Origin of the sequence: Aminobacter sp. AP02, from assembly GCF_003148805.1 — a bacterium.
GTDB lineage: Bacteria > Pseudomonadota > Alphaproteobacteria > Rhizobiales > Rhizobiaceae > Aminobacter.
The window spans coordinates 1-15,555 of sequence record NZ_QGGX01000031.1 but is presented as its reverse complement, the minus strand read 5'-3'; the positions used below and the strand labels follow the sequence as shown (position 1 = coordinate 15,555).

Annotated in this window: 16 protein-coding genes and 1 pseudogene; 8 read left to right on the top strand and 9 right to left on the bottom strand. The window is 62.5% G+C overall.

The window, feature by feature from the left end:
• Positions 1-85 precede the first annotated feature (85 nt).
• The 8 genes from C8K44_RS25140 to C8K44_RS25105 all read right to left on the bottom strand — a co-directional run bounded on the left by C8K44_RS25140 (position 86) and on the right by C8K44_RS25105 (position 7,457).
• Positions 86-733: an LssY C-terminal domain-containing protein gene (locus C8K44_RS25140; protein WP_348626354.1), complete on the bottom strand. Its 648-nt coding sequence runs from the start codon at positions 731-733 to the stop codon at positions 86-88.
• Between the two features lie 361 nt (positions 734-1,094).
• Positions 1,095-1,499, bottom strand: a complete 405-nt coding sequence (locus C8K44_RS25135) for a RidA family protein (protein ID WP_109578500.1) — start codon at positions 1,497-1,499, stop codon at positions 1,095-1,097.
• Positions 1,500-1,539: 40 nt separating this feature from the next.
• Positions 1,540-2,307: a TIM barrel protein gene (locus C8K44_RS25130; protein ID WP_109578499.1), complete on the bottom strand. Its 768-nt coding sequence runs from the start codon at positions 2,305-2,307 to the stop codon at positions 1,540-1,542.
• Positions 2,308-2,312: 5 nt separating this feature from the next.
• Positions 2,313-2,963: an aldolase gene (locus C8K44_RS25125; RefSeq protein ID WP_109578498.1), complete on the bottom strand. Its 651-nt coding sequence runs from the start codon at positions 2,961-2,963 to the stop codon at positions 2,313-2,315.
• Complete coding sequence (otnK, locus tag C8K44_RS25120; RefSeq protein WP_109578497.1) at positions 2,960-4,219, bottom strand: 3-oxo-tetronate kinase; 1,260 nt, start codon at positions 4,217-4,219, stop codon at positions 2,960-2,962. Before otnK ends, C8K44_RS25125 begins: the two co-directional genes overlap by 4 nt.
• Positions 4,220-4,221: 2 nt before the next feature.
• A complete protein-coding gene (gene ltnD / locus C8K44_RS25115) occupies positions 4,222-5,166 on the bottom strand; it encodes an L-threonate dehydrogenase (protein WP_109578496.1) in 945 nt (314 codons plus the stop codon).
• On the bottom strand, positions 5,163-6,161 hold the full coding sequence (denD, locus tag C8K44_RS25110) for a D-erythronate dehydrogenase (RefSeq protein ID WP_109578495.1): 999 nt from the start codon (positions 6,159-6,161) through the stop codon (positions 5,163-5,165). Before denD ends, ltnD begins: the two co-directional genes overlap by 4 nt.
• Positions 6,162-6,218: 57 nt before the next feature.
• Positions 6,219-7,457 (bottom strand): FAD-dependent oxidoreductase, encoded by a 1,239-nt coding sequence (locus C8K44_RS25105; RefSeq protein ID WP_109578494.1) that lies wholly within the window; start codon positions 7,455-7,457, stop codon positions 6,219-6,221.
• Between the two features lie 440 nt (positions 7,458-7,897).
• Between C8K44_RS25105 and C8K44_RS25100 the strand changes: the two genes are divergently transcribed.
• The 8 genes from C8K44_RS25100 to C8K44_RS25065 all read left to right on the top strand — a co-directional run bounded on the left by C8K44_RS25100 (position 7,898) and on the right by C8K44_RS25065 (position 15,169).
• The gene (locus C8K44_RS25100) at positions 7,898-8,695 is read left to right on the top strand and encodes a creatininase family protein (protein WP_109578493.1); all 798 of its coding nucleotides are present in this window, start codon (positions 7,898-7,900) and stop codon (positions 8,693-8,695) included.
• 14 nt (positions 8,696-8,709) lie between these two features.
• Positions 8,710-9,513 (top strand): ABC transporter ATP-binding protein, encoded by an 804-nt coding sequence (locus C8K44_RS25095; RefSeq protein WP_109578516.1) that lies wholly within the window; start codon positions 8,710-8,712, stop codon positions 9,511-9,513.
• A gap of 11 nt (positions 9,514-9,524) precedes the next feature.
• A complete protein-coding gene (locus C8K44_RS25090) occupies positions 9,525-10,358 on the top strand; it encodes an ABC transporter permease (protein ID WP_109578492.1) in 834 nt (277 codons plus the stop codon).
• A 2-nt stretch (positions 10,359-10,360) separates the two neighbouring features.
• Positions 10,361-11,605, top strand: a complete 1,245-nt coding sequence (locus tag C8K44_RS25085) for an amidohydrolase family protein (protein ID WP_245417630.1) — start codon at positions 10,361-10,363, stop codon at positions 11,603-11,605.
• The gene (locus C8K44_RS25080; protein ID WP_109578491.1) at positions 11,602-12,984 is read left to right on the top strand and encodes an FAD-binding oxidoreductase; all 1,383 of its coding nucleotides are present in this window, start codon (positions 11,602-11,604) and stop codon (positions 12,982-12,984) included. The genes C8K44_RS25085 and C8K44_RS25080 overlap by 4 nt, the downstream gene beginning before the upstream one ends.
• A gap of 30 nt (positions 12,985-13,014) precedes the next feature.
• Positions 13,015-14,025 (top strand): ABC transporter substrate-binding protein, encoded by a 1,011-nt coding sequence (locus C8K44_RS25075; protein ID WP_109578490.1) that lies wholly within the window; start codon positions 13,015-13,017, stop codon positions 14,023-14,025.
• A 50-nt stretch (positions 14,026-14,075) separates the two neighbouring features.
• Positions 14,076-14,735: a TetR family transcriptional regulator C-terminal domain-containing protein gene (locus C8K44_RS25070; RefSeq protein WP_109578489.1), complete on the top strand. Its 660-nt coding sequence runs from the start codon at positions 14,076-14,078 to the stop codon at positions 14,733-14,735.
• Positions 14,736-14,848: 113 nt separating this feature from the next.
• Positions 14,849-15,169: a 2Fe-2S iron-sulfur cluster-binding protein gene (locus C8K44_RS25065; protein WP_109578488.1), complete on the top strand. Its 321-nt coding sequence runs from the start codon at positions 14,849-14,851 to the stop codon at positions 15,167-15,169.
• A 212-nt stretch (positions 15,170-15,381) separates the two neighbouring features.
• Here the strand turns inward: C8K44_RS25065 and C8K44_RS28060 are convergent.
• Positions 15,382-15,555, bottom strand: a pseudogene (locus tag C8K44_RS28060) (dihydrolipoamide dehydrogenase); the annotation flags it as partial.

Genomic DNA, 15,555 nt, shown 5'->3' with positions numbered 1-15,555 from the left:
AACCCAAATTCTGACTTCGCCGCACCCGATCCCAGCGCTCAGATTTTCGAACTCAAAGGAGGGTAGCGACGATCCGGATGCGTGCTCAATCTGGTATCAGGCTGGCGAAGGCGATCTCGCCATCGGTAACGTAGTGGTTGACCTTTCCAGTCTGCAAAAACGAACCCGATTGGTGTAATGCGACATCGCCGATCACCCCTTTTTCCCGCAACTGGGTAACGATGTAGTTGCGTTCCGCATTGGTGTCCGAATCGGTAGCATGGGTGACTTGGAAGGTTAGACGGGCAAGCGATATGCCGGTGTCCCTGGTACCCGCCCCAACCCACAATACGCGCCGATCGGTCGACGGCTTGTCCGTATTCAACCAGAAGCCCGCCGCCGTCATATCGTCCTCGGAGTGTGCGAGGCTGAGCGCCCAGAAACGGACGTGATGGCGCTGGCGCGGGCTGTTGTTGATGGGCTGTTGAAAGCCTACGTCCTGCTTTCGTCCGAAGAGATAGAGCGAGCTGAAGGGAGCGGTGGGATACGAAGAGTTGAGCGCAAACGCCTTAATCATTCGCCATGAGGTCGCTATCCCCAATTCATCAGCCGTTGACCAGCCCGCTGCAGCAAACGCGTTGCGGAGTTGTTGAAGAGTGCCAATGAGGACGAGATTTACCGGATCGCCGGGCAGACCATCTCCGGTGATCGTGTATCTAGGGATAAGTCTCCGGTGAAGAACCTTAAGACCCATTCGGACGGCGTTTGGTAAAATGACATAAGCAGTCAACCCATAGGTAAGGCTAACCGCGAGGATCCATGGGAGCCTGTTGTCCGCAGTATCGAAGACGACGAAGACTATCAGCCAAACGCAAAAAACGCCTAGACAGAAGACGACTAACCTCTGGAAAAGGCGCGTAAACAATCCCAAGATTCTTGCCCCGTTAAGCGCCGGTCAGTTCGCCCTCGCTGTTGGCCAGCTTGTGGCCGCCGAACATGCCCAGATGGCGACACTGCCGTTTCGTCGTCGTGAATCAAGATTTCGCTAGAAAACTACACCGAATTGCGTCCCGAAGAGTAGCCTTTCCTCGCCTCGCGAATGTTGAGAAATTCCATCAGCGCCCTGCCGCGATCACCTCGACCTCGACCTTGAATTCCTCGCGCGTAAAGCCTGAGACGATCATCAACGTGGATGCCGGAGCCGGTTGCGGGAACAGGCGGTCGCGAACTGCCATATAGGGCCGCATATGGGCCCGGTCCGTGACGAAGGCGTTGATGCGGACCACGTTCGAAAAGTCCATGCCGCATGCAGCCAGGATCGAGAGCGCATTCTCGAAGCAGAGTTCGGCCTGGGCTGCGGCGTCTTCCGGGACTTGTGCATCCGGGCCGACGCCGAGTTGGCCTGAGCAGAACACCATGTCTGAGCCGGCACGCACCACAACGCCATGGCTGTAGGCCGCGAAGGGCGCCGGCATGGTCTCGGGCACGAGATGGTCGAGATTCGCAGGGCGATCGGTCATGTCATTCACCTTTGGCGGGCAGCAAGTTTATCGAGACCGGTCAATGCCAGGCGGCAAGCCAGCCGAGGCCTTCGTCAGTGGACCGGCGCGGCTTGTATTCCGCGCCGAAACAGCCGGCATAGCCGGCGTCGGCAATCATCGGCAGCACCCTTGTATAGTCCACCTCGCCTGTGTCTGGCTCGCCCCTGTCGGGCACCGCCGCGAACTGGACATGGCCGATGAACTGGCGATAGGCGTCGAACTCTTCCAGGCTGGGCTTTCCGGAACGCCCGACGTGATAACAATCGAACATGATACGGATGTTGTCGCGGCCCGCCGCCTCGATGATCGCCGCAGCAGTGGCGTTGTCGAGGAGGAAGTACCCCGGAACGTCGTGGCGGTTGAGCGGCTCGATCAGGATCGTGATCGCAGCGGCCCGGGCCTGATCCGCCGCATAGCGCAGATTTGCGGTGAAGGTGTCGCGTGCGGCGATGCCTTCGGTCTTGCCGGCCATGACGTGAACCGAGGTCGCACCGATCGCCTTGGCATAGGCAATCGCCTGATCGATCGCCGCGCGCGCTTCGATCTCGCGCCCTGGCAGGGCCGATAGACCGAAGTCCCCGCCGTCGACGTTGCCCCGCGACGTGTTCAGCCCCAGCACCGGCAAGCCGCATTCATCGAGAGCCTGCTTGAGCAGCGCGGACTCGACAGCATAGGGCCAATGCAACTCGACGGCATCGAAACCTGCCCTGGCTGCCGCGCGCACTGCGTCCGGCAGCGCAAGTTCGGTCCACAGGAAGCCGAGATTGGCTGAAAACGGAAGCTTCATGAAATCTAATCCCACTCGATATTGAAATGATCCACGACATCGCGGACCTGTTCGGGCGTCAGCATTTTCGGTTTCATGCCGCGCGTGAGCAGCGCGAGCCGCGCCGTCTCCTCCAGCTCTTCCATCGCATAGACCGCCGCCTCGAGGTCCTTGGCCGCGACCACGGGCCCGTGGTTGGCGAGAAGGACGGCGCTGCGCTTGCCGGCGAGCCCCTGGATCGCCTTGCCGATGGCAGCATCCCCCGGCCGGAAATAGGGCAGCAGCTTCACCTTGCCGAGCCGCATGATCGAATAAGGGGTCAGCGGCGGCAGTACATTGTCGGGATCGGTCTCCGGCAACATCGACAGCGCCACCGAATGGGTCGAATGCAGATGCACGATCGCGCCTGCCTTTGCGCCGCGCGTTTCGTAGAAAGCGGCGTGCAGCGGCATCTCCTTGGTCGGCGCGTCGCCGCCGAGAAGCCTGCCGGCGCCGTCGAGCAGCGACAGGCGGGCCGGGTCGAGATCGCCGAACGACGTGCCGGTCGGCGTCACCAGCAGCCGCCCGTCGGAGAGACGGGCGGAAATGTTGCCGGATGCACCGCCGGTCAGGCCGCGCTCGAAAATCGAGCGTGCCATCCGGCAGATCGTCTCGCGCAGTTCTGTTTCTTCGCTCATTGTCCTGCCCGTTCGAGCATCCGCAGCGCCTTGGTGAAAAAGTCCTCCCCGCCAAAGTTCCCGGACTTCAAGGCAAGACCGAAGTCCTGGCCGCCAACGCGCAGCATCGGCACGCCGGGATCGATCTCGGGACCGACCTGCAGCGCCTCACAGGCAAGCCCTTGTACAACCGCGCCCGATGTCTCGCCACCGGCCGAGACCAGACGCCCGACGCCGAGCCTGCGCGATTCCGCCGCGAGTTCGGCGAAGAACGCCTCGATCTTGTGGGCAAGGACGTCGAGACCGTATTTTTCCTGCGCGCGGCCGACAGCCTCCGGCTCCGCCGAGGAAAACACCAGCGGCTCGGCGGCAAGGTTCTCGATCAGCCAGCCCGCCGCCTTTGCGACGGTCATTTCACCCGCCATCAGCGCATCGGCATTGATCTCCAAGGCCGGGTGATCGCGGCGATAGTGCGCGACCTGACCGCGTGTCGCCCGCGAGCAGGAACCTGAGAACACTGCGCCGGGCCCTTCAATCCCTTCCCATGTCACTATGCGGTTTCCGATCAGCCCCTGGCGGCGGAAATTCTCCGGCAAGCCCAGCGCCACGCCCGAGCCGCCGGTAATGAGCGGCAGGTCGGCGGCGGCGCGGCCGATGGCGAACAGGTCTTCGTCCTGCAGCGCATCGACGACCGCAAGCGCATGACCGGCTGCATTTTGCCGCCGCAAGGCCTCGGCGATGGCCTCGGCGCCGCGACGCACGTCGGGGAACGCGACCAGGCCGACGGAAAGTCCGGTCTGATGCTGCAGCCAGCGGCGGATATCGGGATCCGTCATCGGGGTGAGCGGATGGGCTTCCATACCGGATTCGTTGAGCAGGCGGTCACCTACGAAGAGATGTCCCTGGTAGATGGTGCGCCCCGCGCCCGGGAAAGCGGGGCAGACGATGACCCGCTTCGCGCCGAGCGCCTCGATCAGCGCCTCGGCGACCGGACCGATATTGCCGGCCTTGGTGGAATCGAAGGTCGAGCAATATTTGAAGAAGAACTGGCGACAGCCCTGCTTCTGCAGCCACGCCAGCGCCTGCAGCGACTGCGCGACCGCGTCTCCGACCGGCACGCTGCGCGTCTTCAGCGCGACGACGCCCGCTTCGACATCGGGATGGGCGTCCTGGCTGGGAATGCCGCAATATTGCGTCGTCGCCATGCCGCCCTTCACGAGCGTGTTGGCGAGGTCGGACGAGCCGGTGAAATCATCGCCGATGCAGCCGAGCAGCATGGTCAGTTCTCCTCATAACGCTTGGGGGGAAGACCGACGCCGCTCGCTTGCGCGTAGAGCTTGACCACCGCCACGTCGCCCTCGCGGCCAAGGCCGTTCAGCGAAGCTTCCTTGAAACGGGCGAGCGCGGCTGCCGCAACGGGCAGGTCCAGCGCAGCACCCTTTGCGGTATCGGTGACGATCCCCAGGTCCTTGACGAAGATGTCGACCGCCGAATGGGGCCGGTAGTCACCATCTGCGATATAGGGGCCGCGGTTCTCGAACATCCAGGACGAGCCCGCGCAACGCGGTATCACCTGCATGATCTGGTCCGCGTCTACGCCCTGGGCCAGCCCGAATGCGAAGGCTTCCGCGGTCGCCGCAATGTGGATCCCAGCGAGCAACTGGTTGACGCTCTTCATCGCCGAACCCGGCCCGGCGCAGTCACCCAGCCGGAACACGGTTTCGGCCATGGCATCGAGCGCCGCCTCCGCCCGCCCGAACGCATGTGGGGTGCCGGATGCCATGATGGTGAGCTGGCCCTTCGCAGCGCGGGCCGATCCGCCGGAGATCGGCGCATCGAGGTAAAGGATGCCTTTGGATGCCAGACGCGCCTCGAATTCGATCGCCTTCTGCGCATCGATCGTGGCGCAGCTGACAACAACCGCGCCTGGCCTAAGCCTGTCGGCCAGGCCTTGCGCGCCAAACAGCGCGTCTTCCGTCTGGGCCGCGTTAACGACGACCAGGATCGCACCATCGGCCTCGCCGCACGCGTCCTCAAGCGTGCGATCGAGACCCGCCTCGGCCCTGAAACGGTTCTGGGCATCGCGATTGAGGTCGAAACCATCGACGGCGAGACCGGCCCTGAGCAAGGAGCGCCCAATGCCGTAGCCCATGGCACCAAGGCCAAGCAGCACGAACTGCCGGCCGGGCGCCGCGGTTGTGCCGCTCAGGGCGTTGGCGCTCATGCCTGCTTCTCCGCCCGCGGGGAATAATCCTCGAGATAAGCTTCGACGATGGCCTGGAAGGAGGCATCCGCCGAGAAGCCGAGTTGTTCGGCGCGGCGTGACTCGAATGCCTGCGGCCATGTCGAGATGATCGCGACGATCGCAGGATCGATCTCGTGGCGGATCAGCTTGACGGCGTCGTCGCCGGCAATGGCGCGGAGTGCCTCGATCTCGTCGGCAACGGTCGCCGATACGCCCGGCATGGTCATGTTGCGGCGCTCTCCCAAAAGGGCGCCATCCACCGAAGCCGCATGTGCGATGAAGCCGATTGCCGCGCGTGGGCTGGCGAACCAGTGCCTCACCGACGGATCCACCGGAAGCGTCGCCGGCAAACCGGCAAGCGGCTCGCGCAGGATGCTGGAGAAGAAGCCGGAGGCAGCCGCGTTGGGCTTGCCGGGACGGACGCAGATGGTCGGCAGGCGGATGCCGATGCCGTCGAAAAAGCCGCGACGGCTGTAGTCGGCGAGTAGGAGTTCGCCGATTGCCTTCTGCGTACCGTAGCTCGAACGCGGCGTGATGATGTAGTCGTCGCCGATGACGTCGGGCAACGGCGAACCAAATACGGCGAGCGACGACGTGAAGACGACGCGGGGATAGTAGCCGTCGCGTTCATGCGCCTTGCGGACAGCCTCGAACAGATGCCGCGTGCCGTCGAGATTGATCCGGTAACCCTTCTCGAAATCGCGTTCGGCTTCGCCGGAGACGATGGCTGCGAGATGGAAGATCACGTCGGGCCGTGCTTCCACCAGGCGCTCGGCCGTTTCAGCCGACGAGATGTCGCCGGTTTCGACCCCGACCGCGACTTCGCCGCCCTCGGGCAGGATGCTCGGCGCCACGATGTCGAAAAGGGTCAGCCGGGTGACGGCCTTGCCGCCGACCTTGCCGTCCTGAATGAGACGTTTGGCCAGCCCTGCACCGAGCATGCCGGCTCCGCCAATGATAAGACAGTGAACCATTTTTCGACCTATTCCCGAACCTGTGTTTTGGATGATGACCTATGAGAGAAGCCTGGCTCAGGCTGGAGCTGGTTGCTTCTCGCTTGCCAGTTGCTTGAGGTGCTGCGGCCCGGCCGCGATGTCGGCCTCGGTCGGGCTTACGCCGGCAGCGAGCAGTCGACGCGCGATCATGTGGTCGGCCGGCCGATTGACGGAATCCACCGCCAACAGCCGCGTTCCCTGGAAATGATAGACCGAAAAGGCATTTTCTTCCGGATTTCCGGAGGTGAAATGGCGATCGGCGTCGAAGGACAGGCCGGCGGTCTGAAGCTTCATGTCGCCCTGATCGGACCAGAACCAAGCGACGTCGCGATAGGGGCCGGGTCGCCCGGCGATCGAGCGTGCGACATGTCTGGCCTGGTCGGTCGCGTTTTGTACGGACTCGAGCCTGATACGGCGCCCAACATGATGATGATTGTAGATCGCGCAATCGCCAATGGCGTAGACATGAGGAGCGGAACTGCGCAAATGACTGTCGACGACGATGCCGTTGTCCACGGCAAGTCCGGCCTCAATGGCCAGTTCGACATTCGGCACAGCACCCACGCCCAACACCACCATTTCGGCCTCGAAGCGGCGACCATCGACCGTGCGGACTGCTTCGATACGTCCGTCCTTTTCCTCGAAAGCTGCAACCTGGACACCCGTGAAGACATCGATGCCGGCAGCCCTGCTTCTCGCTTTGACGTGGGTGGAAACCACCTCGGCCACTGACCGCCCCAACACACGGGGGGCAGCCTCGATCAGCGTGACTTTCTTGCCCAGAACGGAGCAGCTATGCGCCATCTCCATGCCGATGAAGCCGCCGCCGACGATGACGACATTGTCGATACCGGCCATCATGTCCCTGATGAGCCGAGCGTCCGCAATACTGCGCAAACTGACGACGCCGCGTGCCCCTACACCTACCAAATCAGGTATTCGCGCCCGCGCGCCGGTCGCCAAAATCAGGTCGGTCCAACCGATCTGGCGGCCGTCGCTGAGCGCAAGCTTCCGATCGTCGACACAAATCGTGCTGACGTGGGCACCCAACAGGAGCTCGATGGAATTGTCTCGGTAGACTGCCTCCGGGCGCAGAACCAGGCTGCTGGCATCGGGGGCTTTCAGATAGGCCTTGGACAACGGCGGCTTGTGGTAGGGAATATCCGCCTCGTCGTCGATCAAGATGATCTCGCCCAGATAGCCTTCCTGCCGGAGACTGACCGCGGCCTGCGAACCCGCATGCCCCGCACCGACGATGATGCATCTTTCCTCCACGACCCCTCCAGAAAATACGTGTTCGCCGCCTGCCGGATCCCGACCCACCGCGCTGAACCTCCCGCCCAAAGCCCCTCAGCCGCCATCGCGGCCCCTCCGACTCGAACGGGAACATGTTTTGATTGCATATCCACAAAAGAAATTAAACAATTAGTTTGACCGATCGGTCAGATCGTTTAGTAGTGAGCTGCGCCGCCGGACAAAATCCTGGCGACAGGGAGGGGACCAATGACGAGACAAGCCGAAGGCAATGCCGCATCGAGCCGGCTACGCGCGCCTTGTGCCGGGCATTTCCGGACTTCTCCCATCTTGTCCATCCGCGACTGAACGCGGGAGGAAACTAGCGCATCCATATGATTCTCGTGCCACGCAGGCGCAAGCGGCCGCGAGCATTCGCTGGCCTATGCGCTAGCGCGCACCACCAGGGAGGGGTTGGTAGTTTGAAGAGATATTGGTCCGACTATACGAGTGAAGCATTTTCGCGACTCGATCGTGAGCAGATCGTCGCCGTTCTGCCGGTTGGCGCAACCGAACAGCATGGGCCCCACCTGCCCCTGTCGGTCGACGCGGCGATCGCCAACGGCATCGTCGAGGCAACGATCGAGAGATTGCCGGCATCGAGCAAGGCGCTGTTTCTGCCAACCCAGGCCATCGGCAAAAGCAACGAGCACGCCCGATACCCTGGAACGCTGACCTTTTCGGCCCAGACGCTGATTGCCATGTGGTGCGAGATCGGAGATTGCGTGGCGGCAAGCGGCGTGAAGAAGCTGGTGCTCCTCAATAGCCACGGCGGCCAGATCAGCACCATGGACATCGTTGCGCGCGAGCTGCGCATCCGCCACAACTTGATGGTCTTTTCCGTCAACTGGTTTGGCCAGGGCATGCCGGAAGGCGTCTATGGCGACCATGAAATGCACCACGGCATCCATGCCGGCGACATGGAAACCTCGGTGATGCTCGAACTGCATCCCGACCTCGTCGACATGAGCAAGGCGCAGAACTTCCGGACGTTGACCGAGACCTTCGCGAGCGAGTTCAAGCATATCTCACTCTCCGGCGCGAAGCCCGGCTGGCAGATCCAGGACATCAACCCGCATGGCGCGGCAGGCGACGCATCGGCTGCCACAGCAGAGAAGGGGCGTAAGACCATTGATTTCGCCGCCGACCGCCTCGTCGAACTTCTGGCTGAGATCGAGCGTGCCCCGCTCTCCTGGCTCGACAACAAAACTGCCTGGTGAGTGAAATAATGAACATGGCCACCGCTCCATCCGCGTCGTCTTCCGCATTGATCGAGATCGACGGCGTCTACAAACAATACGGCACAGGCGTCGTCGCGGTCCGCGACATGTCGCTCAACATCGAACAGGGACAGTTCGTCAGCTTCCTCGGCCCATCCGGCTGCGGCAAGAGCACCGCGCTCCGCATGATCGCCGGACTGACGTCGGTTTCGGCCGGCAAGATCCACGTCAACGGCCACGCACCCGGCCAGGGCCGTGGGCCCCAGGACATCGGTTTCGTCTTCCAGGAGCCGACGCTGATGCCCTGGTCGACTGTGTTCGAGAATGTGTACCTGCCGCTGCGCTTGAGCGGCTTGTCACGCAAGGAGGCGCAGCCGCGTGTCGAGGAGGTGCTGGCCCAGGTCGGACTAAGCAAGTTCGCCGAAGCCTATCCGCGCGAACTGTCCGGCGGCATGAAGATGCGCGTCTCGATTGCCCGCGCTCTCGTCACCCGCCCGCGCCTGCTGCTGATGGACGAGCCATTCGCCGCGCTCGACGAGATGACGCGCTTCAAACTCAACAACGACGTGCTGCGGCTTTGGCAGGAGCATGGGCTGACGGTGATCTTCGTCACCCACAGCGTCTATGAATCCGTCTACCTGTCGAACCGCGTCGTGGTGATGGCCGCGCGGCCGGGCCGGGTCGTCGCCGATATCGCGATCCCCGGTACCTATCCTCGTGCCGAGAACTTCCGCACCACCGCAGAATACGCCGAGTGCTGCCAGACCGTATCCGATGCGCTGACCGAGACGCTCGGCGCTGACGACATCGACCATTGAAGGCCTGTCCCATGACCTCAGAGACACCTGTCCTCAATTCCGAACAGAAACGGCTTGCCCGCATCGATCAGCGCATGCGCGTCATCATGCCGACCCTGGCGATTACCATCGCGCTCCTTGTCTGGGAGGGGTTGGTTCGGTATTATGAAGTCCCCCATTATCTGATCCCGGCGCCTTCAGTGATCGCCGAAACACTCGTCAAGGATGGCCCCTCCCTGATGAGTTCCATGCTGTTCACCATCAAGCTGACGCTGCTCTCGCTGTTTTGCGCTATCGCCGGCGGCATCCTGCTCGGCATGATCTTCGCCTTGTCGCGCACCGTGGAGATGAGCTTCTTTCCATTCGCGGTGATCCTCCAGGTGACGCCCGTGGTGGCGATCGCTCCGCTCATCCTGATCTATGTGCATGACACCTTCACAGCGCTTTTGATCTGCGCCTGGATCGTCGCCTTCTTCCCGATCCTTTCGAACACGGTGATCGGCTTGCGCAGCGCCGATCACAATCTGCGCGACCTGTTCAAGCTCTATCAGGCAACGCCCCTGCAGCGGCTGCGCTACCTTCTGGCACCCAGCGCCCTGCCCTACTTCATGGCGGCGCTGAAGATTGCCGGCGGGCTGGCATTGATCGGTGCGGTCGTGGCGGAATTCGTTGCCGGCACCGCCGGACAGAACACCGGCCTGGCGTCGCGCATTCTGGAGTCGAGTTTCCGCAACGAAATCCCGCGCATGTTCGCCGCCCTGTTCCTGGTGTCGGTGCTAGGCATCGTCATCTTCCTCGTGACGAGCTGGTTGTCGCGCGCCGTTCTCGGCCGCTGGCACGAAAGCGAAATCCGCCGGGAGGCCTGAGCGTGTCGGACGGGATCGCAACAGCCCTTAAAGACTCGCCGGATCAGGAACAGCCCATCCGGCTGTCCGGCGTGGCCTTGCCCGGCAGTCCGGGCCGCTACGATCTTGTCGTCGCAAACGGCAAGATCGCAGATCTGGTCCCGTCGCACGCAACCAATGGCGGCGTGGTCACGCCGCTGTTCGCCGACGTCCATGTGCATCTCGACAAGACCCACACGATCTCGCGCATCGGCTCGCAGGCGAACGCCAAGGTCGAATGCCTTTTCGACGCGATCGCGCTGATGGAGAACGACCGCCCGAACTGGACGGCCGCCGACATCCGCGCCCGTGCCGGCCACGCCCTGGAAACGGCCTATCGGCAGGGCGTCGGCGCAATGCGCACGCATATCGACTGGGTCACGCCTGAGGTACCCGAGGCCTGGCCGGTACTGGCTTCGCTGCGGGAGAAATGGAAAGGTCGGATCGACCTTCAGCTTGCAGCGCTCGTGCGTGGCGATCTCGTGCAGGTGGCGGCGGCTGCAATCGCCCAGCGGGTGAAACAGGACGGCGGCGTTTTTGGCGCCTTCTTCTACCGCAATGCCGATCTCGAGGCCAAGGTCGAGGAGATGTTCGTGCTGGCGCGCGAGCACGATCTCGACCTCGACTTCCACGTCGATGAAGGGCTCGACGTGGAAGCTGACACACTGTCGGTGGTCATTGACGCCACTGTCCGGCATCGCCTCGCCGGCCGTGTGCTGTGCGGCCATGCCTGTTCGCTTACGCAGCGTCCCGCCGCCGATGTCGAGCGGATCCTCGTGGCGGCGGCCAAGGCCGGCGTTGCGCTGGTCGCGCTGCCGACGTCCAACCTCTACCTGCAGGATCGGCGCAACGGGGTTTCACCCCGCCTGCGCGGCATCGCGCCGCTTAAAGAGGCGCGCAAAATGGGCATGACGGTCATGCTCGGCTCGGACAATGTGGGCGACGCCTTCTATCCCTATGGCGACTACGACCCGCTTGCCATCCTGCGCCTGGCCGCCCCCGCCTGCCACCTCGAGCCGGAAGAATGGCTCGACAGCATCACCCGCCTGCCGGCCGACTGGTGCGCGAGCAGCATCGCCGCGCCGCTCGAGAAGGGCGGCCGCGCTGACTTCGTCTGGCACGGTGCGCGCGACCTCGGCGACCTGATCAGCCGACCGCAGGCACAGCGTATCGTCTACCGGGGCGGCAAGCCGCTGCCGGCAAACAATCAAGACTGGAGAAACGCATGAACGTGGCGACAAAGCCCGAGCGCGCCTATGACTGGGCCGCCTTCCGCGCCGAAATTGACGGCATTCGCATCTATGACGATCCGAAGCAGGTGGAGCTGCGCTCGCGCGATTACTTCTGGTACAGCCCGATCCTGAGCGAGGACATCGGCCACTTCGTAGGCGACCTGGTAGTGATCCCCAAGGACCAGGACGAGGTCCGCCGCGTCGCTTCCGCCGCCGCCCGCCTGCGCATTCCGATCACGCTGCGCGGTGGCGGGACCGGCAATTACGGCCAGTGCGTGCCGCTTGAGGGCGGCATCATTCTCGACATGACCAAGATCGACCGGATTCTTGCCATCGAGCCGGGCCGCGTGCGCGTCGAAGCCGGCGCGCGCATTGCGCGCCTCGACGATGCCGTGCGCGAGACCGGGCAGGAATTGCTGATGTATCCCTCGACGCGTCGCATCGCCACCATTGGCGGGTTTTTCACCGGCGGCTCCGGCGGCATTGGCTCGCTGCGCCACGGCATGCTGCGCGACGACGGCAACATCTATTCGGTCAAGGTGATGACCGTCGAACCGGAGCCGAAAATCATCGAGTTGCATGGCACCGAGATCCAGAAGGTCCAGCACGCCTACGGTACCAACGGCATCGTCATGGAACTCGAGATCGGGCTGACCAAGGCGACGGACTGGGTGCACACCGCAGCCCTGTTCGAAAGCTACGATGCGACCTTGCGCTTCTGCCTCAAGGCGCTGGAAGACAATCTCGACTGCTACCTGCTGACGACGGTCGACCGCCGCTTTGCGCGCTTCTACACGAAATTCGGCGAGCTCTTCCCATCGGATCGGGATGCCGTTTTCGCGATGATCGCACCGGAAGAAATGAGCCGCTTCGAGGCGTTGGTTGCCGAGTTCGGTGGCCGCGTTTCCTTCGCCATGACGAAGGAGGAACTGCACGCCAAGGGTCTCCAGCCAGCCTATGAGTGCGGCTGGAACCATACGACGTTGCAAGCGCTGAAGGCCGAACCTGGCTGGACCTATCTGCAGGTGGCCTATCCCCGCCCCTTCGATCCGGAAGTCGTGCGCCGCCAGATGGAGCGCTACGGCGACGAACAATACATGCACCACGAGATGGCGCGGCTCGAAGGCGAGGTACAGATCTTCGGCCTACCCTTGGTGCGCTACCACGATCGCGAAGACACCTACCGGGTGATCCGCGAACTGGAACAGCTCGACGGCTGCGACATCTACGATCCGCATGCCTACACCATCGAAGATGGCGGCATGAAGCAGATCGATACGATGCAGATCGACTTCAAGAAACAAGCGGATCCTTACGGACTCCTCAATCCGGGGAAGACGCGAGGCTGGACGGCCGAAATGGTCGCCAAAGACTGAGACCGACAATCAAATGGGAGAATACACTACATGAAGAACGCATTCAGGGCGGCGATCGCCGGCCTTTCGCTGGCCATGTCCGCGCAATTCGCGCATGCGCTGGAAAAGGTCGTCGTGGGAACCAACTGGCTCGCGCAGGCCGGCCATGGCGGGTTCTATCAGGCGCTGGCCGACGGAACCTATGAGAAGTACGGCCTCGACGTGAAGATCGAGATGGGCGGCCCGCAGGTCAACAACCGGCCAATGCTGGCAGCAGGACGGCTCGACTTCCTGCTGACAGGCAACCTGCTGCTGTCTTTCCACAATGTCGCGAACGACATACCGACCACGGTCGTGGCCTCCTTCTACCAGAAGGACCCGCAAGCCCTGATAGCCCATGAGGGCGCCTACAAGGACTTTCAGGACCTGACCAACGCTCCGTCGATCCTGATCGCGAAGGACAGCCAGTTCGGGTTCTGGCCCTGGCTGGTCAGCGAATTCGGTTTCAAGGATGAACAGATCCGCCCCTACGGCTACAGCCTCGCACAGTTCATGGGCGACAAGAAGCTCGTCCAGCAGGCCTACGCGACCGCCGAGCCGCTATACGCGGCCAAGCAAGGCGCCAAGGTCACGACCTATCTCTTCGCCGACCACGGCTACAGCACCTACGCCAACACCATCGAAGCCCGCCAGGAAATGGTCGACAAGAACCCGGAGCTTATCCAAAGGTTTGTTGACGCAACGATCGAGGGTTGGAATAACTTCCTATACGGAGATCACAGCAAGGCCTACGAGCTGATCCTCAAGGACAACCCTGACATGACTGCCGAAACGCTCGACGGCGAACTGGCGATGCTCAAGCAACTGGGATTGATCGACAGCGGAGATACCCTTGAAAAGGGGATCGGCGCGATTTCGATGGATCGGGTCAAGGATTTCTACCAGCTGGCGGTCAAGGCGGGCATCGTGAAAGACGACAAGATTGACATCGCCAAGGTTGCCACGGATGCCTTCGTCAACAAGGGCGTAGGCCTCGACATCAAGAAGAAGTTCAACCCGTAATCAACGTGGCGAGGGGCGCTCACCCGCCCCTCGCCGGAAACGATCAGGCAATGAGTCTCGACAAAGCTGAAATCCCTGAAGACGGCGAACTGAGCGCGCGCGAGAAGGTGCTCGACCGTCGGCGACGCATCCTGGCAGCTATCAGGGATGCGGCGATAGACGAGTTTGCGAGCAACGGGCTGGTCGGCGCTTCGACGCAGGCCATCGCGCAACGCGCCGGCCTGACCAAGCCGCAGCTCCACTACTACATCTCGAGCAAGGAAGAGCTCTACGAGGACATTCTCGTCTACATTCTCGACGAATGGAAAGAGATGTTCATCAGCGCCTCCACTGGCGACGACCCAGCCCAGATCATCCGCGCCTACATCCACAAGAAGCTCGAATACGGCCAGAAGAACCCCAAGGCGTCGCGGCTTTTCACCACCGAGATCGCCAACGGCGCGCCTTTCCTGAGCCGGCACTGGGCGCAGTACCAGGCTTCAACACAGGAAGCCGTCAAGCTGATCCAGTCCTGGGTCGACCAGGGCCTGATCCGTCCGGTCGATCCACTGCTGTTCCAGATGCATATCTGGGCGGTTACCCAGCACTATGCGGATTTCGAGGTCCAGATCCGCAGCTTCATGCGACTCAGCGACAAGGAAGAGCTCGACATGGCCCGAGTAGAAGAGGAAGTAGCCACCCTTTTCCTCCGCGCCTGCGGCCTTCAGTAAATCGCATCCACCAGCTGAACAATCCAAGCCCTGGGACCATAAGTCCTAGGGACAGTCGACTTGCGGCCTGATCTGGCCGCGCAATCAGAACATGGAATTCGAAAGGCTCGCCAATGCCCCGCATCATCTACATCACCAGCGACGACAAACGCTTCGAGATCGAGGCGCAAAATGGCGCGACTGTCATGGAAACCGCGATCAACGCCGGCGTGCCCGGCATTGATGCGGAATGCGGTGGCGCTTGTTCCTGCGCCACCTGCCATGTCTATGTCGACGCGTCCTTTGCCGAAACGCTGGGCGGGGCCGGACCGATGGAAGCCGACATGCTCGACTTCGCCTGGGAGGCCACCCCCAATTCGCGCTTGTCTTGCCAGATCAAGGTCAGCGACGCCCTGGATGGTCTGGTTCTGCGCTTGCCCGAACGCCAGAGCTGACGCCGTTCGTTGTCGTTCCAGGGCCTGGCTCAAGCAACGGGCGTCACGCAGAAGATCCAGGCTGCTGATCCGCGCCACGGCTTGCAGAGAGCCGGCCAGCGTTTGCGGTAGAGATCGAGCTGAGGAATGACGTTTGCCTTCCCACCATCCCGGCTCGGTCTAATCCCTCCCCGGAGGAAGGGGAAACCGCCGTCAAACTCAAAAGCGCAAGGCTATTGGTTTGGCTGCCTCCGGCCTTTCGCTACTGCCGGCAGGTCAGTACACACCCCTTCCGCGACTTCAGCCGCCATCCCGATGGTCTCGCCGAGTGTCGGATGTGGATGGATGGTCTTGCCGATATCGATCGCGTCGGCACCCATCTCGATCGCCAGGCAGATCTCGCCGAT

Excerpts from the sequence above, each read along its gene's own strand:
- denD (WP_109578495.1), bottom strand. The coding sequence starts at position 6,161 with ATGGTTCACTGTCTTATCATTGGCGGAGCCGGCATGCTCGGTGCAGGG.
- C8K44_RS25135 (WP_109578500.1), bottom strand. The coding sequence starts at position 1,499 with ATGACCGATCGCCCTGCGAATCTCGACCATCTCGTGCCCGAGACCATG.
- C8K44_RS25080 (WP_109578491.1), top strand. The coding sequence starts at position 11,602 with ATGAACGTGGCGACAAAGCCCGAGCGCGCCTATGACTGGGCCGCCTTC.
- C8K44_RS25075 (WP_109578490.1), top strand. The coding sequence starts at position 13,015 with ATGAAGAACGCATTCAGGGCGGCGATCGCCGGCCTTTCGCTGGCCATG.
- otnK (WP_109578497.1), bottom strand. The coding sequence starts at position 4,219 with ATGCTGCTCGGCTGCATCGGCGATGATTTCACCGGCTCGTCCGACCTC.
- C8K44_RS25125 (WP_109578498.1), bottom strand. The coding sequence starts at position 2,963 with ATGAGCGAAGAAACAGAACTGCGCGAGACGATCTGCCGGATGGCACGC.
- C8K44_RS25095 (WP_109578516.1), top strand. The coding sequence starts at position 8,710 with ATGGCCACCGCTCCATCCGCGTCGTCTTCCGCATTGATCGAGATCGAC.
- ltnD (WP_109578496.1), bottom strand. The coding sequence starts at position 5,166 with ATGAGCGCCAACGCCCTGAGCGGCACAACCGCGGCGCCCGGCCGGCAG.
- C8K44_RS25140 (WP_348626354.1), bottom strand. The coding sequence starts at position 733 with ATGGGTCTTAAGGTTCTTCACCGGAGACTTATCCCTAGATACACGATC.
- C8K44_RS25090 (WP_109578492.1), top strand. The coding sequence starts at position 9,525 with ATGACCTCAGAGACACCTGTCCTCAATTCCGAACAGAAACGGCTTGCC.
- C8K44_RS25130 (WP_109578499.1), bottom strand. The coding sequence starts at position 2,307 with ATGAAGCTTCCGTTTTCAGCCAATCTCGGCTTCCTGTGGACCGAACTT.
- C8K44_RS25070 (WP_109578489.1), top strand. The coding sequence starts at position 14,076 with ATGAGTCTCGACAAAGCTGAAATCCCTGAAGACGGCGAACTGAGCGCG.
- C8K44_RS25065 (WP_109578488.1), top strand. The coding sequence starts at position 14,849 with ATGCCCCGCATCATCTACATCACCAGCGACGACAAACGCTTCGAGATC.